We start from the raw sequence: 19,153 nt of genomic DNA on the forward strand, positions 1-19,153 counted from the left end.
CGATGGCCACCTACGCGATCGGCGACATTCAGGGCTGCTTCGATTCGTTTCGGCGACTTCTCGAAAAATGCCGCTTCGACCCGGCATACGATCGGCTGTGGCTGGTCGGCGACCTGGTCAACCGTGGGCCGCGTTCGCTCGATACCCTGCGTTTCGTGCGCGAACTGGGCCCGGCTGCGGTCATCGTTCTCGGCAACCACGAGCTCTATCTGCTGATGGCTGCTGCCGGATTTGGCCGGCGGAGCAAGGGCGACACGCTCGACCAGATCTTCACCGCGCCGGACTGCGACATACTCCTCGACTGGCTTCGCCGGCAGCCGCTGTGCTACAGCGAAGGCGAATTCTGCCTGGTGCACGCGGGATTGCTGCCGCAGTGGACGGTTCCGAAGGCGCGCGCACTGGCTGCGGAAGTGGAAAGCGTGCTCGCCGGCCACGCGTACGGCGACTTTCTCGCCAACATGTGGGGCAGCGAGCCGGCAGCGTGGAGTGACGATCTCGAGGGTTGGCCTCGTTTGCGGGTAATCGTCAACGCGATGACCCGGATGCGCTTCTGCTCGCCCACCGGTGTCATGGAGTTCCGGACCAAGGGCGAAGCCTCCGCAGCTCCGCCCGGTCACTTGCCGTGGTTCGAAGTCCCGGGCCGCTTGAGCGCCGATCACGTGCTGGTCATCGGTCACTGGTCGGCACTCGGCCTGAGGATCGAAGCCGGACTGCTGGCGCTCGATTCGGGCTGCTATTGGGGGCGTCATCTCACGGCAGTTCGCCTGGAGGACCGCGCCGTGTTTCAGATCGACTGCGCGACGGGCTACGCACGCGCCTGAGATTTCCCTGGCATCGCGCCACGCTGCCGCGTTCCCGTCGCTCGTCGTCAACGCGCGCGTCCCGGCTCCCGCGTCGACGATCGACATCGACGTTTTTGTTGCGCCGGCGCTTTGTTGAGGCAGTCCGATGGCCGCTGGCGCAGAAGATCAAATCCCCAGCGGGCCAAGGTCGAGTTGCCGGTGGCGCATTGCCGGGCACCAGAAATACGCACCCGACTCGGGGCGGGTGAACCGGAACAGGCCATCGACGATACTGTCGTCGATTCCGAGCATTCGCCGCAACTGCGCTTCGAATGGATCGAGCGAGGCGGCGAAGGCGACGAACATCAGACCGCCGCGCCCGCCTTCGGTCCACGGCATGGAGCGGCGCAGGAGGAAGGCCGCCGGCGTGAAGCTCTCCTGCGCCGTGCGTTTGACGTGCGCCGAAGCCGGGGCATCGTCGATCTCGACGTTATCGACGCGGCGGCGTCCGATGCTGAGATCTTGTTCCGCGGCGGGCATGCTATCGAAACGATCGAAATCATGCTGCCAGCGTTGCACGGCGACGAAGCTGGAGCCGGCGAGAACGCGCGAATCGTTGCCGACCAGCGCGGTGCGCACTGCATCGTCGTCAGTCGGATTCTCGGTTCCGTCCTCGTAACCGGTGAGATCGCGGCCGCCATCGTGCAGGAAGGCGTCACGCCTGTCGTCCAAACGAAACGCAGGCAACAGCGCGCCTTCGATCCGCCTAGCACGATGCATGATTTCCCCACGCTCGTTGCCGCGCAGCCAGACCCACACCGCTGCCGGTGTCGCCGGCAGTTCCAGTCCGGCTCCGGCGAACGTTGGAAAACCGCGCAGCCCCGGGATATCGGCGCCCAGCGCCGAAACCAGAACGCGCCCGAAGCCGACCACCGTTCGTTCGCCGTCGGCGAGCTCGGCAAGCGCGCGCAGGCAGTCCTTCGGGTGCGTGGCGGGTTTGAGAGAGAAAGTCAGATAACGCGCGACCGGCGGTATCGGGAGAAGGATTCCGGCTTGTGGTGTGTTCATGTTCGGGACAATTCCTTGGTCAAGAATGGGCGGTGTCATGCCGGCCTGTCTGCCGGCTGTCCACACCGCAGGTTTTCAGCAAGTGGCAACTTGGCGGAAACCGGCGCTGCTTCCGATTTCCGCGGCGTTGCCCTCGCTGCACAGGATGCTGTCGACCCGCGCCATCGAAGGTCCGCGACGTGCCCAGAGGAGCAGCGCTTCAACTGCCTCCGGCGGACCCGACACCAGCGCTTCGACGCTGCCGTCGTGGCGGTTGCGCACCCAGCCGGACAGGGCGAGGCGCTGCGCTTCGGCGCAGAACGACCAGCGATAGCCGACGCCCTGGACGCGGCCCCGGATGCGCAGGGTGCGGCATACTGCTTGCTTCATTTTCGTCTCCCGAGTCGGGAATCCTGGACGGGATGCTGCGCCCGCCACCAATGCTGGCATAATCCCGGAAACCGCAGCTGGCCGCCACTCCTTCGCGGGCAAGACCGCGCGTGTCGCGCCGTGCGGTTTTGCCGTGCGCGAGAAGATGGCTCTGCCGGCTGGCGTTCGGTTACGGTTTCCAGGTTAATCGTCGTCGATGAGCAAGAGAATTTCAAGAGGATCCCCTCCGCTGCCTGCGCTTGCCGCACTGCAATGCTGAAGACATTGCTGCTGCTGCCGCTGCTTGGCGCCGCCCTGTTGGCGCTGTTACCGAGCCGCAGGTTCGATCTGCTGCGCCACGTGGCGAGCGTCGTCGCGGCGGCCACGCTGCTTTGTGCGGTGCTGTTGCTGGCCGATTTCGATGCGGCGAGCGCCGAGATACAGTTTTTTGAGACACGGCCGTGGAATCCACGCGTCGGATCGAGTTTCGCACTCGGCGTTGACGGCGTTTCGATGCCGATGCTGCTGCTGGCGACGGTCCTCAGCTTTGTCGCGGTTTTCTCCTCGCGGGGAATCCGCAGTGGCGCCAAACTTTATTTTTCCTTGCTGCTGGTTCTCGAGGCGTCATTGCTGATCGTGTTCACCGCCCGGGACTGGTCGCTCTTCTACGTCTGTTGGGAACTGACGCTGATCCCCCTGTTCTTCCTGATCGACCGCCTAGGAGGAGTCAACAGACACCGCGCTGCGCTCAATTTCGTCCTCTACACGCTGGGTGGTTCGGTCTTCTTGCTGATTGCACTGTTGTTGCTCTACGACGTCGCTCCGGGACACAGTTTCGCGATGGCCGACATGGCTGCCGGTGGCAGACAGTTGCCGGTTCGTACGCAAGTTCTCGTCTTTTTCGGCCTGTTGCTGGGTTTTGGCGTCAAGATGCCGATCGTGCCGCTGCATGGCTGGCTACCGCTGGCGCATGTCGAGGCGCCGAGTCCAATCTCGATCCTGCTCTCGGGAATCCTGCTGAAGATGGGCGCCTACGGCTTGATCCGTGCGGCCGCGACACTGCCGGCTGCGGCTCTCGCCCTGCAGGACTGGCTGGCGCTGCTCGCGCTGGCCAGTCTGGTCTATGGCGCCGTGCTGGCCTGGCGACAGACCGATCTGAAAGCGATGGTCGCGTATTCGTCGATTTCGCACATGGGCGTCGTCCTGCTCGGTGTCGCCGCGCTCAATCAGGCCGGTCTCAGCGGTGCGCTGACGCAAATGGTCGCGCACGGATTGACGGCCGGACTGCTGTTCCTGTTGATCGGGCTGCTCTACGAGCGCACGCATCGTCGCGACCTGGCGGCTTACGGTTCGCTCAATCGCATCGCGCCGCGTTTCGCCGTGTTCGTCGTGTTCGCTCTGCTCGCCTCGGTCGGTTTGCCGGGTAGCGCCGGTTTCGTCGCCGAGCTGCAGGTGCTGCTCGCTGCCTACGGTCGTTGGGGCAGCTGGCTGGTCCTTCTGTCGATCGGCGTTCTCATCTCTGCGGCCTACGCGTTGCGCGCCATCCGCTGCCTGTCGACCGGAGCGGAGCGCGGCATCCTGGCGCCGGGGGCGGGCGTGATGGCTCTTGCCGATCTGACGCGCAGCGAATGTGCGGCGGCCTGGCTATTGAGTATCGCGACGGTCGGAATCGGTTGCTATCCGTCGCCGCTGCTGCACGTAATGGCCGCCTCGCTGGTCAAGCTGACGAGACAGTTTGGAGTCTGAGTGATCGCACCGACGCACACGGCAGGAGCAGCAGTGGAGTCGCTCGATCGCCTGCAGCTCGTCCGCGTATGCGTCCAGCAGCTTGCCCATTATCTCCCGGCGCAAGCGCCGTTGCGCGACTTCATCCATCACAATACGCTGCACGCCTTCCAGCATCTACCTTTTGCCGCTGCCCTCGGCGAAGCGGCGCGCCTGACAGGCGCGCGCCCCTGGCTGCACGAAGACCGTTGCCGTGAGCTGTTCCGGCAGGGGCGGATCGATACTGACGATCTCGTGGCCGCCTTGCGGCAACTGCCGGATTGCCGCATCGATCAGGTCCTCGTTGCCGGTGCAGGCGGCGAGGTGCGCCGCGGTGAGGTACTGCTGGCAGCGCTGTTGTACCCGCCTGCCGCCGTGTCAGCAGTTCGCCTGCGCTGGCTAAGCGACGAGAGCGCCGCTTGCACGGGAGTGCCGAGCGATCTCGACCCGGCCATACGGCGGCGTTTGCTCGCGACTTCCGCGAGCACGAGCGAGGTGAAAGTGGTCGGCGACCTCTGGGCAGCCGCGCGTGAGTTGCAGGGATCGGTCGCGGCGCCCGCCACCGGTCTTGCCGGGCCGACAGCGGCGAAGGCGGCTGGCCAGTGGCAGGAAATGCTTTACCGTCTGGGTCGGGACTGCACCTTCGCCGAATTGCTGGCGCAACTGACCGGCGAAGATTTTCGACAGCCGCTGCAAGCGACCTTGATTCGTCACCTCTCGGCGCAGCTCGACCAGGGTCTGGCCGCCTGGCGGAATCCAGCGGCGGCGCAGGGATTTTATGCCGCCTGGCGATGCAGTGCCGCCGGCGATTGGGCTTGGGAGCTCGATGAATTCGCTGGCGCACGACACGACATCGGCGAGCTTCCAGACGACCCCCTGCAGTTGATCGCCGACGAGCTGAGTTCCCTCGGCGTCGATGAGTCGCACTTTTCCGCGTACCTGCGGCGCTTGCTGATGGAGCTGCCCGGCTGGGCCGGAATGGTGCACTGGCGGGAGTCGCGCGTCAGCGGCGAGGCTTTTCCGGTCAGCCTGATCGATTTCCTGGCGGTGCGCCTCGTGCTCGAACGTCTGTACGCCGAGCAGCTGGTGCGTCGCGTTTGGGACCTTCCCTTGCGGGAACTGGGCAATCATTTCGCGAATCACCCGGCCGAACTGTCGGTCAGGTATGCCGTCGGCAGTCGACCATGGCCAGATGAAGTCCTGGACCTGGTGCGACCGCACCTGTTGACCGCGCAGACAGAGAGCACCTGGCAGTCGCTCGCCGACCGCCTCGCCGATTCGGCGGCGAGCGATTCGCACGTCGCCGGCGAGGCGGCTGCCTGGCCGCTGTACATGCTGGCGCTGAGGTTGGGTCTGAGCGCTTCCGACCTGCGGGCAATGGGCGCAAGTGGCGCCGAGTCACTGCTCTCCTGCGCCGCTTCGCTGACCGATGACGAGCGTGGCCTGGTCTGGCTGCTGGCCTACGAACGTCACTATCGACAGCAGATTCTCGCCGCGCTGCGCGCCAACCATGGCCGTGCGACAACCCTCGCCGATCGGGCCACGGCGCAGCTCGTGTTCTGCATGGACGATCGTGAGGAGGGAACACGCCGTCATCTCGAAGAGGTCAATCCGGCGCTCGAAACGTTCGGTGCTGCCGGCTTCTTCGGCATGCCGATGCTCTGGCAAGGCCTCGACGATGAATCGCCAACCGCTCTCTGCCCGGTCGTCGTGCGCCCCGTGAATTTCTTGCGCGAGGAGGTGCCAGACGCGCTCGCCACCGTCTACCGCCAGCATCGGCGCCGTCGCGGCTGGCGTCTGGCGTGGCGCGAAAGACTGCATCAGGGCAGTCGGCGCGGCGGGCTGCAGGCCACACTGCTGATCGCTGCGACGGCACCGATGGCCTTGCTCGCACTGCTGCTGCGAACACTCGCCCCGGGGCCTCTAGGAAAACTGCTTGGCCGCTGCCGGGAGTCCATCGACAAGTCGGTCGTTGGCAGCTTAGAGGTCACCGCCAGGAGCGACGAAGCGAGTCGTGCTGCTGACGCCGATGCGCCACGCCGCGGTTTCAGCGAGGACGAACAGGTGGCGCGTGTTGACGGTTTCCTGCGCAGCATCGGTTTGACGAGCAACTTCGCACCCTTGGTGCTGATCGTCGGTCACGGTTCCGACAGCCGCAACAACCCCCACCTCGCTGCCTACGACTGTGGCGCCTGTTCCGGGCGGCACGGTGGCCCGAATGCGCGGGTGTTCGCGACGATTGCCAACCGGCCGGCGGTGCGCGAGCGACTCGCGGGCCAGGGAATCGTCATTCCCGATACGACGCTCTTCGTCAGCGCCGAGCACAATACCTGCGACGAGAGCTTCGTCTGGTACGATGATGCCCAAGTGCCGGCCAGCCACCGCGAGGCCCTTGCCGCGCTGCGTCGCGATTGCGCGACAGCTGCGCGCCGGCATGCCGTCGAGCGCTGCCGTCGCTTCGCCTCGGCGCCTCGCCACCCGTCGCCGCGGGAGGCGCAGCGGCATCTGCTGGACCGTCGCCACGACATCGCGCAGGCGCGCCCCGAACTCGGGCATGCGACGGTCGCTGCCGCTTTTGTCGGTCGCCGCGCGATGAGTCGCGGCGCCTTCTTCGATCGACGGGTTTTCCTGATTTCCTATGATCCGCTGCCCGATTGCGAAGGGCGAGTGCTCGAAGCGACGCTGCTGGCGGCGGCGCCGGTCGGCGCCGGAATCAGCCTCGAGTACTACTTTTCGACGGTCGATAATGACGGGTTTGGTTGTGGCAGCAAGATCATGCACAACCTGACCGGACTGTTCTCGGTGATGCAGGGAGCCGGATCCGACCTGCGCACCGGTCTGCCGCTGCAAATGGTCGAGATCCATGAGGCGATGCGCTTGCTGGTGGTCGTCGAACAGACCGTCGATGTGGTCACCGCCATCTATCAGCGGCAGCCACCACTGCAGGAACTGATCGGCAACGGCTGGATCGTCCTTGCTGCCCAACATCCGGAAACCGGCGAGATCGACCTATTCGATCCGGCTGAAGGCTGGCAGCCCTGGCAGGACGACCCGGTGAACAAAGGGGAATCGGCCTTGCCGATCGTCGAGTGTTCGTTCGACTGGTTTGCCGGGCGACGAGAACCCTTGCCGCCGGCCCTGCTGCGGCGCCCGGTAGCTGTCCCATGAGCGCGCCGGAGGCCCTGCTGGCCGTGATGCCGGCCGCCAGCCACGCGCTCTGGCTGGTGCCGCTGCTGCCCCTGCTGGCGGCCGCGCTGATTGCCATTCGCCTGCTCCTGCGTCCTGGCGGGGACGCGGCCGAGCCGTTGACCGCCGGGATCGCGACTGCTTCGCTGCTTGCGGCACTGCTGCTGCTGTTCACCCTGGACCTGTTGGCAATCGGCAGTGCGCTGCCGGTACGACAGGAGTTTGGCGACTGGCTGCGAATCGGCGCCGTTCCGGTTCGCCTGTCCTTCGTTGCCGACGCGTACAGCTTGCCGATGGCGACGCTGGTAACCTTGATCGGCTGGATTGCGCTGCGTTTTTCCGCGACGTATCTGCACCGCGAAATCGGATTCCACCGCTTTTTCTTCGGCATGACCTTGTTTCTTGGCGGCATGCTGCTGATCGTTCTTTCCCGCAACGCCGTACTGGCCTTTGTCGGCTGGGAACTGGCCGGCGTCAGTTCCTGGCTGCTCATCGCGTACGCCTGGGAGCGCCCCCTCGCGACGGGCAACGCACTGTTCGTTTTCTTGACCAACCGGGTGGGCGACGCCGGTTTCATGCTCGGCATCGGCCTCGCCGTGTGGTCGGTCGGGACCGTCGAGTGGTCCGGGTTGGGCGGTGACGGCGGCCTTGCCAGGGTCACTGCGCGCCTGTTGTCGATCGGCTTTGTGCTGGCCGCGCTGGTCAAGTCGGCGCAGCTTCCGTTCACCCCGTGGATCGGACGAGCGCTGGAGGGACCGACGCCGTCGTCGGCGATCTTTTACGGATCGCTGATGGTGCATGCCGGCATCTATCTGCTCTGTCGCCTGCAGGGTCTGCTGGCACAGGTGCCGGATCTGATGCTGCTGCTCGCGGTTGTCGGTCTGTTGACCGCTGCGTACGGCAGCCTCTGCGCCTTGGTACAGAGCGACGTCAAGTCGGCGCTGATTTTTTCGACCGTGACCCAGGTCGGTCTGATGTTTTTCTGCTGCGGCCTTGGACTGTTCTGGCTCGCGGCCTGCCATGCCGGCCTGCATGCCGCCTGGCGCGCCTATCAGTTTCTGTTGGCTCCGGCGTATATGCACCTGGTACGTCGGCCGGCAGCGCCAGCACCACGCTGGCTGAGCGCGCGACGCTGGTGGTACACTGCCGCGCTGCAGCGCTTCTGGATCGAGGCACTGGGCAACACCCTGCTGGCGCGCCCGACGCTGGCTCTCGGCCGGGACGTGCGCGCGCTCGACGAGCGCTTCATCGATCCGCTGGTCGGAGAACCGCTCGTCGAGCGTTCTGCAGAGGGCGACACGGCCGACGAGTTGATCCGTGGTCACGGCCTCGCCGGTCGCGCGCTCTTCCGCTTCGCGGATCGAATGCAGCGACTCGAGAGCTCTCTCCTGCTCAGCGGCGACGGCTCGATGAAGACTACGGTGGAGCGCGCCGCGCACTACGCCGATGCGGTGGAGTCGCTGCTCGAACAACCGCGCTATCTGATGCTGATGGTGATGGCAACCTTGGTGGTGATCCTGTGAGCGAAATCTCTTGGGCGACGCAGGCCGGCTACCCCTTGCTGGCGACCTTGCAGTGTCTGCCGCTCGCAGCCACGATGTTGCTGCTGATCATGCGCCAGCACGAGCAGGCGCTACGTCTCGGACGCCTGTTCGCCATCGCCGAACTGGCCGTGGCAATCGATCTCTACGGGCGCATCGATGTGGCGAACGGCAACCTGCAGTTCGCGGAGCGTCTTGACCTGTTTGCCTATCACGCGGCGGCCGACGGGATCAGCGTGCTTTTCATTCTGCTCACGGCGCTGCTCGGCGTGCTGCTGTCGTTCTATGGCATGGCGCGTCAGCAGATATCACCGGTACACCTGCTCGGCGTGCTGTTGGTCATCGAATCGTCGCAGATGACGATGCTCACGACGATGAACCTGCTGTGGTTTGCCGCTGCTTCCGCGCTGCAGCTCACGCTCGTCGGCTACCTGCTCTGGCGCTGGGCGTCGGCGCGTGAAGAGAATCTCGCTTTGTCGCGCTTCCTGCAGTATCAGCTTTTCGGCTGGTGCCTGTTTCTTGCCGGGGCGGTCGTCATCGTCTGGAGTCATGCCGATGTCGTCGGCGGGCGCTGGAGTTTCGACCTCCTCGATCTGCTGCACACGCCGCAGATCGACAAGTACCAGTCGGCGGCGTTCTATCTGCTCTTTTATGGCCTGGCGATTCGCACGCCACTTTTTCCGCTGCACGGTTGGTTACCCAACTCCGCCGGCTACGGCCTGATCGCCGTCGGTCCGGTGCTCCTGCTCGGCGTCAAGGTCGGTGTTTATGGCATGGCGCGCTTTCTCTTGCCGCTGACGGCGGAAGCGGTGCTGATCTGGCAGTCCTATGTGGTGGCTTTCGCCATGATTGGCGTCTTTTTCGCCGCCAGCATGGCTTTTCGCCAGGCCAATCTTCGCCGGCTGATGGCTTTCGCCGTGGTCAGTCATACGAGCCTGATCGTCATCGGCCTGTTCACGTTGCATCCGGCTGGTCTGCAAGGGGCGCTGCTGTTGGCGGTCAATTTCGGTCTGGCAATCACGGTGATGTTGCTGATGGTTGGCTATGTGTACCGCCGCACCGGAACCACGGCGCTCGACCGACTCGGCGGTCTTTTCGACCGCGTTCCGTTCATCGCTCTCGCTTTTCTGATCGGCGGCCTGGCGCTGCTCGGAATGCCGGGAACGCCGGGATTCGACGCCGTTCACCTGGTCCTCGAAGCGTCGATCGATACCTTCGGCGCGCTGCCGACGATCGCCACTGCGCTTGGCAACGTCGCCGCCGCCGGTTTCCTGCTGTGGGCCTTTCAGCGCGCTTTCCTGGCACCACGACCGCGCGATCTGCCGGCGGCAAGGATCGCCCGCACGGGCGCGATGGAATATTTCGTCGGCGGCGCGACGCTGATCGTCCTGCTGGCTGCCGGTTTCTACCCGGAGCCGTGGCTGCAACTGACCGACAGCGCGACGCAGGCTCTTGCCGCCTATTTCCAGCATGACTGAACTGGCCGCTTATCCGCTGCTCAGTACTCTGCTCGCGTTGCCCTTGCTCGGCGCGCTGTTGACGGCATGGGCCCGGCGTGCCGCATGGGTTCAGTGGATCGCGCTTGGCGCCACGGGTCTGACCTTGCTCTGCTCGATGCTGGTGGTCGCTGCATTCGATCGGGGCGACACCGGTTTCCAGTTACTGGATGCGGCCCCCTGGATAGCCGGAGTGAGTGTCCGGTATCTGGTCGGGGTCGATGGGATATCCCTGCTCTTCCTGCCGGCGACCAGCCTGCTCTTCTGCGCAACGGTCGTTGCCAGTTGGCGGATCAGGGCGGACGCGGCGCCGCGTGGGGTGTATTTCGCGCTGCTGCTTCTTTTCGAAGCAGCTACCCTTGGTGTCTTCTGTGCGCTGGACACGATTCTGTTCTTCGCCTGCTGGGAGTTCACGCTGCTGCCGTTGTACTTCCTGGTCAGCCTGTGGGGTGTCGGTGCCGGGCGACAGGCGGCAGCCGTCCATTACTTCCTGGTGATGCTGACCGCCGGCGTGCCGCTGCTGTTCGGCCTGTTGGCACTTGCCTTCGGGCATGGGGATGGGGCTACGCCGGTTTTTGACCTGCCAACACTGCTGGCGACGCCGCTGCCCGAGCGAAAGCAGTATCTGGTATTCCTGCTCCTGCTTGCCGGTTTCGGTGTGAAGGTACCGCTGGTGCCCGTGCACACCTGGCTTCCGTCGCTGGCGATGGCGGCGCCGGCGGCGGTCACTTCGCTACTGGTCGGGCTGAAGATCGGCGCCTATGGGCTGATCCGCGTCGCCATCCCTTTGGCGCCACTCGCCGCGCGCGAGTTGCACTGGCTGCTCGCCGGCTTCGGTACCGTCGCCATCCTCTATGGTGGCGTCGCCGCCCTGGTGCACGGCAATTTGCGTGGCGTACTGGCCTACTCCAGCCTGTCGCACGTCGGGCTGGTGCTTCTCGGCCTCGCTTCCTTCTCGGTCTCTGCTTTGCAGGGTGCGCTGTTGCAACTGCTGAACTTCAGCGTCGCTGCTGGCGGCGGCTTCTTGCTGCTGTCTTTCCTGCAGCGGCGCACGGCGTCCACCGACATCGCCCGGCTTGGCGGCGTGATGCATCGCATGCCGCTGCTCGCGGGTTTCTTCCTGCTGTTCGGTCTGGCGGGTATCGGCCTGCCCGGAACCAGTGGCTTTCCTGGTGAATTGCTGATCGTCGTCGCCACGCTGCATAGCCATACCGGTGCGGGTCTCGCGGCGTTGTTCGGCACGGTGCTCGCGGCGGCGAGTTTTCTGGGCCCATTCCGGCAGGCTTTTCTCGGGCCGCTGCGGAATCCGGACGTCTCTGCGGCCGACGATCTGCTCGCGCGTGAGCTAGTCTGCCTGTCGTTGCCGGCATTGCTGATCGTCGTCCTCGGCGTCTATCCGCTCCCGTTGCTCGAATTTCTGCGACCGACCGCCGAGGCGTGGGTGGCAGCGCTCGCCGGGTTGTAGCCGATGACGCGGGCGCAGGCAGCGCTGGGATGCGCCCAAGGAAACCCGATAGGGAATCGGCGAAAGCCGCGACAAAATTCCTTGCCAGTCCCGCCCAAAAGTAATATTTTTCTTTAATTCATGTAGTTCTGGAAGTTTTGAGGCCGCATGCGGGGACCGTTGTGCGCCGCCGGGTGGCCGCGGCGCCAGTTCGCGGCGGCGGCCGGCGGCGTTTGGCCACGACTCGATCTGGCCTCGCGCTTCGAGAGCCTCTGTCAGAGAAGAGGGCGACCATGGATGGGACCGTCGCAAGTCGGTGTGTCGCGGAAAGATTCAGGGACAGCGCATTGGATGCTGGTCGTGGCATCCTGATGTTGTTGGGCGTCGTTCTGCATACGTCGAACATCTATGCGGAGAATGACGAATGGCTGCTCAGCGACGACGCCAGTTCGCCTTTCTTTGATCTGTTGGTCAGTGCCATTCACTCTTTCCGAATGCCGGCTTTTTTCCTGATTGCTGGTTACTTTTGTGCGTTGGCACTGGCCAAACGGCCGTTTCGGGGTTTCCGGTCTTATCTCGCGGATCGCCTGCTGCGTCTCGGAGTACCGCTGCTCGTCGTCTGGCTGCTGCTTAGTCCCGTCCAGTACTGGGTACTCCATGACTCCTGGTGGCCGCTCGACGGACGGAGCGTACTGCCCCTTTATCACCTCTGGTTTCTGGTCGATCTGCTCGTCCTCAGCCCGTTTGTCCCCGCTTTCCAGTCTCTGGTGCGCGCGGCAATGGTCAGGCTCGAGGCGATCGAGTCGCTCGCATGGTGGGAAAGCGTCCTGCTGCTTGCACTGGGAACGATGGCCGTTTCGCTGCTCGTTCGTGCCACCCACGTCGCGTATGTTCCTGTTTTCGGTCTGACGTCGTTGTATCGACTGAGCATGGCGGCGCCGTTCTTCGTCTTCGGCATGCTCGTCTTCGAGGTGCCGAGGCTGAAAGAGGCCTTTCTTGCCACCCCATTCTGGACGGCTGTGCCGGCACTGGCGGTGAGCCTGACACTGACCGGCGTACCGTGGAAGGCCTCTTTCGCGTCCGAACTGTTGCTGGTGAGCTCGTGGCTGGCGACGGCGGCCTTGACGGCCGTAGTGATCCGCGCCTGCTACTGGCTGTTCCCCCGCCGGAGTTCCTTCACGCAGGTCGTTGCCGAATCGAGTTACTCGGTGTACCTGTTCCATCACGTCCTGGTGATCCTGTTTGGTGTGGCGATCCTGGACGAGGCAGTGTGGATTGGTGTCAAGTTCTTGTTCGTCGCCACGGCGACTTCGATCACCGGCATCGCGTTGCACTACTTGCTGATTTCGAGGTTTCGCCTGACCCGGATGTTGCTCAACGGCAAGGCGTAAGAGCTTCTGATGAAATCCTTGTGCGTCGGTCGAGGTGCTGGGCGGCGCGGAAAGGAGGCTGGCGGTTCCTCTTGGTCCTGCAGCCGACGGCGCGACATTTCGTTTCGATACGCGAGGGCGTAGGCGGAGTATCGCCGAGCCAGCTTCTGGCCGCCGCAGCCGTCCGGTGGTCCAATGCCTGCCTTGCGCTGCGAGTGCCGTGATACCGAGGCAGCGACGTGTCTGCCGTCGCCACCGGATTTCCACCCCTACTTGACGCGCATGCCTGGCTCCGCGCCGGCGTCGGCCGAGAGCAGGAAGATGCCCCCTGCCGGACCGTCGAGACCGGAGGCGGCCAGCACCATTCCCTCGGAAATGCCATATTTCATCTTGCGCGGGGCGAGGTTGGCAACCATTACCGTCAGCCTGCCGACGAGAGCTTCCGGAACGTAGGCTGCCTTGATTCCAGCAAATACCTGGCGCGCACCGAGTGGGCCGAGGTCGAGCACCAGGCGGAGCAGCTTGTCGGCGCCTTCGACAGGCGTAGCCTCGCTGATGCGAGCAACTCTCAGGTCGACGGTCATGAATTCGTCGATACTGATCTGCCGCGCCGGCGCCGCGAGCGCGATGCCCGCCACTGGCTCCTGCGCTCGCAACCCGGCCGCTGCCGCTGGCGGCGTGGCGCTCAGCGACTCGCGATTGGCGTCGAGCAAGGCGTCGACCTGCCGCTTGTCCACGCGCGTCAGCAGATGCTGGTAAGCGTTGATCGCGTGCCCGGGCGCGAGGACCGTGCGGCTGTCGTTCCAGACCAGAGGGGCGATGTTCAGGAAAGCCTCCGCCTTGACGCTGAGTGCCGGCAGCACCGGTTTCAGCAGGATCGAAAACAGGCGGAAAAGGTTCAGCGAATTGCTGCAGGCTGCGTGCAGTTCGCTTGCGCGAACGGGCTGGCGGGCCAGTTCCCACGGCTTGACGCTGTCGACGTATTGATTGGCGAGATCGACGAGCCCCATGATTTCGCGGATTGCCTTGCCGAATTCGCGCGTTTCGTAATGATCCGCGATCACCGTCTGCCGTTCGCGAATCGCCTGGAAAACCGGTAGCGATTCGTCGCAGGGGCACAACTGACCGGCGAATTGCCTGACGATGAAGCCGGCGCTTCGACTGGCGATGTTCACGAACTTGCCGACCAGGTCGGAATTGACCCGGGCGATGAAATCATCGAGATTGAGGTCGATATCTTCCATCGAACCCGAAAGTTTGGTGGCATAGTAATAACGCAGCCATTCGGGGTCGAGTCCTTGCGCCAGATAACTCTGGGCGGTGATGAAGGTGCCACGCGACTTGGACATCTTGGCTCCATCGACGGTCAGGAAGCCGTGTGCGAAGACCTTGCTGGGCGTTCGATAACCGGCGTGCGCCAGTTCCGCCGGCCAGAACAGCGCATGAAAGTAGAGGATGTCCTTGCCGATGAAGTGATAGAGCTCGGTACTCGAATGCGCGTGCCAGTACTCGTCGAAATCGATGCCTTCACGCGCGCAAAGATTGCGAAAAGCTCCCATGTAGCCGATCGGTGCGTCCAGCCAGACGTAGAAGTACTTGCCGGGTGCATTCGGGATCTCGAAGCCGAAATAGGGCGAATCGCGCGAGATGTCCCAGTCGGTGAGACGGCTTTCTCCGTCTTCTCCCAGCCACTCCTGCAGCTTGTTGGCCGCTTCGTTCTGCAGGCGCCCTTCGCTCTGCGTCCAGCGGCGCAGGAAGGCCTGGCAGCGCGGATCCGAGAGCCGGAAAAAGAAGTGCTCGGACTGGCGCAGCTCCGGGGTGGCGCCGGAAACCGCGGAATACGGATTCTTCAGCTCGTTGGCCGTATACGCCGAGCCGCAACTCTCGCAGTTGTCACCGTATTGGTCGTGCGCACCGCACTTCGGGCATTCGCCCTTGATAAAACGGTCGGGCAGGAACATCTGCTTGAGCGGATCGTAATACTGCTCGATGGTTCGCGCGTCGATCAAACCGGCCGCACACAGGCGAGCATAGATCTCGTTCGCGCAGGCACGTGTTTCTTCGGAATGGGTAGTGTAGTAATTGTCGAAACCAACATGAAAACCCGCAAAGTCTCGGGTGTGCTCGTCATGGACGCGGGCGATCAACTCCTCCGGTGTGATCCCCTCCTTTTCGGCGCGCAACATGACCGGCGTGCCATGCGTGTCGTCGGCGCAGACGTACCAGCACTGATGCCCTCGCATCTTCTGGAAACGCACCCAGATGTCAGTCTGGATGTATTCGACCAAATGGCCGAGGTGGATTGCGCCGTTGGCGTAGGGAAGGGCTGAGGTTACGAGAATCTTGCGGGTCATTGGCGTTGGCGCAGACAAATGCGCATTCTAGCAAAGCGACGGCGCGCTGCGCGGGTGCCTCCGTCAGCTGCGGCTTGTCTCAACTGACCAGCTGATCATGAAAGCGAGCGATGTCATAGTCGCAGCCACTCTCCTCGAATTCGGCAGGGGTCAGCAGGTATGCGCGGCCATCGAGGCTGAAATCCAGCGTCTCCCGGACATTGAAGCTGCCAAGCGGCAGCACGATACGTACGGTGCCGGACTCGCCAGCATCGCGCAACCAGATGCCGGGAAGAGCGACAGCCGCAGCGAAGCCGCTGCGGCGCGGGCGTAGCTCGATGCTCTGCGCCTGTTTCGAGATGAGCTGCACGCCCAGATTGGCCTGCACTCCGCCCAGCCGGTTGAAGCGCCGTGCGGTACCGAGCAGCCAGTTTTCGCCACCCTCCGGCTGCATGCAGAGCAGGGTTCCGAGCTTGATGCCGTTGCCCGCTGGATCGTCGAAACAGACACGAAAGCCGCCGAGACTGACGTTTTCGACTACCCAGCTGCGTGTTGCGGCCACGGATCCGTGTCTGCCCAGCGCTCCGGAAAAAACCTGGTAGGCGTGGTCAAAACCCGCAAGAACGGCCATTCGTGTCCTCACGGCATGGCGTTGGTGGCGCCGCTGCAGCGGCCGTACCGCCCAATAGGCGCGGAGATGACGAAGCACCGACAGCAATGCCTTCTGCGAATATTCGCCGCCAAGATTGAGCCGGGCAGGAATTTCGTCACGTTCGACCATGTGGATCAGTTCGTCGAGTCCCGACAACGCGGGTACGGGCGAGACGAAGCGCAGGCTCGGCGTGCTTGCCCCGGGATGGATCGCCAGACGTGCCGGTGGCGAGGCAGCCGCCGCATCGACCCAGTACACGCTGTCCGAATGACGTTCGGATGACCAGCTGACAATCGACAGAAAGTGCGCGATGACTCGATCGGCGAGCTCGATCTCCTGCGGACTCAAGCCATCCATCGACGAGGCGGAAAACAGAAGCGAATGCAAGTATTGTTGCGCAACGCTCGTTACGCCCATCCGGCCCGGGTAAAGCTGCACCAGTTTCTGTGCATGGCCGGCAGCTTCGGCCGCGAGGTAGCTTTGCCCCAGCTCCCGCCAGAGATCGCTGCCCGCTGGTTCGTAGCAATACGCCAGCCACTTGATGCAGCGGCGACGCGCCGCCTGCAGGCGCGTGTCCGCCAGGGGAAGCGAAGCGCGGAAGGCGTCGCTTCCCCTGCCCTTGGCCTCCAGTTTGGCGCGCTCGATGCACGATGCATAGGCGGCCGTGGCTGTGTTCCAATAACTGTAACTCCGCTCCCAGAGGCGTTTTCGCTCCAGCGGCGAGAGCTGTGGCGAAGTCAGGTATTCGCGTGCGAGACGACGCAGATGCTGCTGCCCGGCGTCGTCAAGCTGACGCAGCAGGTCGAAATAGTGATCCAGCCGGAAGTTGCGCGCGTGCTTGAGGGACTCGAACCAGCCGGTCAGTTCATCGACGGCGTTCACCGGCTTGTCGACACGCAGTTCGGCGAGAATCCGCTTGAACTCCTTGGCGTCGGCAAGCGGATGATCGGGACGGCTTGGAAACAGGTTGAGGATCATCTGAAGTCCCCCTTATCACGGGCCCGCGCAGGCCGGGGCGAGACGAGAGATTGTAAACCACGTGCGGCCGACGGTGCCTCCTGATCAAGTGCCGAAATTGTGCGATATGGACAGATGCGCGATTCCGGTGCGCTGCTCCCTTTCCCGTACAATGTCACCTGACCGATCCACGGAGACAAGGCATGCAGCAGTATCTGGACCTGATGCGCCATGTCCTCGAGCATGGCAACCAGAAGGCGGACCGCACCGGCACCGGCACCCGCTCGGTGTTCGGCTGGCAGATGCGCTTCGATCTGGGTGCCGGTTTTCCCCTGTTGACTACCAAGAAGCTGCATCTGCGCTCGATCATCCACGAGTTGTTGTGGTTCTTGCGGGGCGACACCAACGTTCGGTATCTGCAGGAGAATGGCGTCCGCATCTGGGACGATTGGGCTGACGACAGCGGGGAACTCGGTCCGATCTACGGCCACCAGTGGCGCCACTGGCGATCGCCTGACGGATGCGAAATCGATCAGATGGCGCAACTCGTCGATGCCCTCCGCAACAATCCCGACTCGCGCCGGCATTTGGTGAGCGCCTGGAATCCAGCCGACGTCGAGCGCATGGCGCTGCCCCCATGCCATGCGCTGTTCCAGCTGTACGTCGCCGCAGCCGCGCCAACCGATTCCGACCGTCGCGCGAAACTGTCCTGCCAGCTCTACCAGCGCAGCGCCGACATCTTTCTCGGCGTTCCTTTCAACATCGCCTCGTACGCCTTGCTGACTCTGATGCTGGCGCAAGTTTGCGGCTATCGGCCCGGTGACTTTGTGCATACCTTCGGCGACGCACACCTTTACAGCAATCACTTCGACCAGGCACGTAAGCAATTGACACGCACGCCGCGCGCCTTGCCAACGATGCACCTGAACCCGGAGGTGCGCGATCTGTTCGGCTTCCGTTTCGAGGATTTTGCGCTGACCGGCTACGATCCATACCCGCATATCGCCGCGGCGGTCGCGGTCTGAACGAATGCGCAGCGAACTGCTGTCGGCGGGAGGAGGGACGATTTCCTTGATCGCTGTCGTGGCAAGAAACCGTGCGATTGGCCGAGATCAGCAATTGCTCTGGCACTTGCCGGAAGACATGCGACATTTTCGCGAGACGACCCGTGGCAGGACGGTGATCATGGGAAGAAAGACCTGGGAGTCGCTACCGCCCGCTTTTCGCCCGCTGCCGAATCGCCACAACATCGTCGTCAGTCGAAATCCTGCCTACCGCCCCAGTGGGGCAACGGCAGCGACATCGATCGAGGAGGCAATTCGCCTCGCCGGCGATGCCGGCGAGATCTTCGTGATCGGTGGCGAGGAACTCTACCGGCAGGCTTTGCCATTGGCCCGGCGCCTGTACCTGACGGAAGTCGCCGAAGATGCCACCGGGGACCGATTTTTCCCCGAAATTCGACCGGCCGAGTGGCGGGAAGTCGGGCGTCGTATTGGCAATCGGCGATCAGCTGCCGGCGATGAGGGGCGCGCCGTTCCGGAGTTCAGTTTCGTGGTATACGAACGATGTTAGCGCTGCGTGCTTGCATTCGGAATTCGTGATGGCAGATTCGCTCGACCACTTTCTCGCAGGACCTAGCGGCGCCGGCAGCGTGCTGGCGCATGCGCGGCTGCTGCTGGCGCTGGCTACGCGCTACCAGGAGATCGTGCCAGCGCACCTGGGACAGGCAAGCCGGATGGCCAATTACAAGTCGGGTGTTGCGGTGATCCATGCCGACAGTGCTGCCATCGCGGCCAAACTCGGCCAGATGGCGCCGACGATGGTCCGCGAATTGAAGAAAAGGGGAATCGATTGTAGTGCCGTGCGGATCAAGGTCTGCGCGCGGCAGGAGCGGAAAGTCACAGGAAGGGGCACGCAAAAACCGCTGAGTGCCGGGGCCAGCCACGATTTGATGGCGCTGAGCGAGTCTTTGCCGGCATCGCCCTTGCGTGCGGCGCTGGAAAAGCTGCTGGCGTGTTCGCCTAGGCGGGAATGACTGCCACCCGTTCGAGGATCAGCAGGGCGAAGACCAGAAGGGCGACAATCAGCGCATAGCGGAAAAGACGCCACGCGAACCGCAGATAGCGCGCGTCCCTGGTGAATACAAAGGCGAGCACGCCGCCGGCGACGGCGATCACCGTCAGCACAGCCAGCAGGCGCAGCAACCACATCG

Annotated in this window: 15 protein-coding genes; 10 read left to right on the plus strand and 5 right to left on the minus strand. The window is 63.8% G+C overall.

The features are described 5' to 3' along the window. Positions 1–2 precede the first annotated feature (2 nt). Positions 3–821 (plus strand): symmetrical bis(5'-nucleosyl)-tetraphosphatase, encoded by an 819-nt coding sequence (locus tag NFV80_RS09725; protein WP_295329892.1) that lies wholly within the window; start codon positions 3–5, stop codon positions 819–821. A 147-nt stretch (positions 822–968) separates the two neighbouring features. On the opposite strand, the gene NFV80_RS09730 is transcribed toward NFV80_RS09725, so the two are convergent. Together NFV80_RS09730 and NFV80_RS09735 are read right to left on the minus strand one after the other, a co-directional pair. Beyond that, positions 969–1,850, minus strand: coding sequence for a Dyp-type peroxidase (locus NFV80_RS09730; RefSeq protein ID WP_295329895.1), 882 nt, complete (start codon positions 1,848–1,850; stop codon positions 969–971). 75 nt (positions 1,851–1,925) lie between these two features. Next, positions 1,926–2,219 carry an acylphosphatase gene (locus NFV80_RS09735; protein WP_295329897.1) on the minus strand — a complete coding sequence of 98 codons (294 nt, stop codon included), beginning with the start codon at positions 2,217–2,219 and terminating at the stop codon, positions 1,926–1,928. A 252-nt stretch (positions 2,220–2,471) separates the two neighbouring features. Here NFV80_RS09735 and NFV80_RS09740 point away from each other — a divergent pair, with 252 nt between their 5' ends. The 6 genes from NFV80_RS09740 (at position 2,472) to NFV80_RS09765 (ending at position 13,020) form a co-directional block, all read left to right on the plus strand. Then, on the plus strand, positions 2,472–3,944 hold the full coding sequence (locus NFV80_RS09740) for an NADH-quinone oxidoreductase subunit M (protein WP_295329899.1): 1,473 nt from the start codon (positions 2,472–2,474) through the stop codon (positions 3,942–3,944). Beyond that, positions 3,945–7,130, plus strand: a complete 3,186-nt coding sequence (locus NFV80_RS09745; RefSeq protein WP_295329901.1) for a DUF2309 domain-containing protein — start codon at positions 3,945–3,947, stop codon at positions 7,128–7,130. Then, on the plus strand, positions 7,127–8,671 hold the full coding sequence (locus NFV80_RS09750; RefSeq protein ID WP_295329904.1) for a proton-conducting transporter membrane subunit: 1,545 nt from the start codon (positions 7,127–7,129) through the stop codon (positions 8,669–8,671). Before NFV80_RS09745 ends, NFV80_RS09750 begins: the two co-directional genes overlap by 4 nt. Continuing rightward, positions 8,668–10,167 carry an NADH-quinone oxidoreductase subunit M gene (locus NFV80_RS09755; RefSeq protein ID WP_295329907.1) on the plus strand — a complete coding sequence of 500 codons (1,500 nt, stop codon included), beginning with the start codon at positions 8,668–8,670 and terminating at the stop codon, positions 10,165–10,167. Before NFV80_RS09750 ends, NFV80_RS09755 begins: the two co-directional genes overlap by 4 nt. Continuing rightward, positions 10,160–11,650, plus strand: a complete 1,491-nt coding sequence (locus tag NFV80_RS09760; RefSeq protein WP_295329909.1) for an NADH-quinone oxidoreductase subunit M — start codon at positions 10,160–10,162, stop codon at positions 11,648–11,650. The genes NFV80_RS09755 and NFV80_RS09760 overlap by 8 nt, the downstream gene beginning before the upstream one ends. 326 nt (positions 11,651–11,976) lie before the next feature. Next, positions 11,977–13,020 carry an acyltransferase family protein gene (locus NFV80_RS09765; RefSeq protein ID WP_295329911.1) on the plus strand — a complete coding sequence of 348 codons (1,044 nt, stop codon included), beginning with the start codon at positions 11,977–11,979 and terminating at the stop codon, positions 13,018–13,020. 248 nt (positions 13,021–13,268) lie between these two features. Here NFV80_RS09765 and metG read toward each other — a convergent pair whose 3' ends face one another. Both metG and NFV80_RS09775 read right to left on the minus strand, forming a co-directional pair. Next, entirely contained in the window at positions 13,269–15,353 is a 2,085-nt protein-coding gene (gene metG / locus NFV80_RS09770; protein WP_295329912.1) for a methionine--tRNA ligase, read from the minus strand. A 79-nt stretch (positions 15,354–15,432) separates the two neighbouring features. Then, entirely contained in the window at positions 15,433–16,962 is a 1,530-nt protein-coding gene (locus tag NFV80_RS09775) for a hypothetical protein (RefSeq protein WP_295329913.1), read from the minus strand. Between the two features lie 182 nt (positions 16,963–17,144). Here NFV80_RS09775 and NFV80_RS09780 point away from each other — a divergent pair, with 182 nt between their 5' ends. The 3 genes from NFV80_RS09780 to NFV80_RS09790 are packed head-to-tail and all read left to right on the plus strand — an operon-like array spanning position 17,145 to position 18,976. Next, positions 17,145–17,966, plus strand: coding sequence for a thymidylate synthase (locus tag NFV80_RS09780; protein ID WP_295329915.1), 822 nt, complete (start codon positions 17,145–17,147; stop codon positions 17,964–17,966). A 4-nt stretch (positions 17,967–17,970) separates the two neighbouring features. Further along, on the plus strand, positions 17,971–18,513 hold the full coding sequence (locus NFV80_RS09785; protein WP_295329917.1) for a dihydrofolate reductase: 543 nt from the start codon (positions 17,971–17,973) through the stop codon (positions 18,511–18,513). Positions 18,514–18,541: 28 nt separating this feature from the next. Next, positions 18,542–18,976 (plus strand): DciA family protein, encoded by a 435-nt coding sequence (locus NFV80_RS09790; protein ID WP_295329919.1) that lies wholly within the window; start codon positions 18,542–18,544, stop codon positions 18,974–18,976. Here the strand turns inward: NFV80_RS09790 and NFV80_RS09795 are convergent. After that, positions 18,963–19,151, minus strand: coding sequence for a hypothetical protein (locus NFV80_RS09795; RefSeq protein ID WP_295329921.1), 189 nt, complete (start codon positions 19,149–19,151; stop codon positions 18,963–18,965). The two genes, NFV80_RS09790 and NFV80_RS09795, sit on opposite strands and share 14 nt — an antisense overlap. Positions 19,152–19,153 lie beyond the last annotated feature (2 nt).

Origin of the sequence: Accumulibacter sp. (genome assembly GCF_023806565.1) — a bacterium.
In the GTDB taxonomy this organism is placed as follows: Bacteria; Pseudomonadota; Gammaproteobacteria; order Burkholderiales; family Rhodocyclaceae; genus Accumulibacter.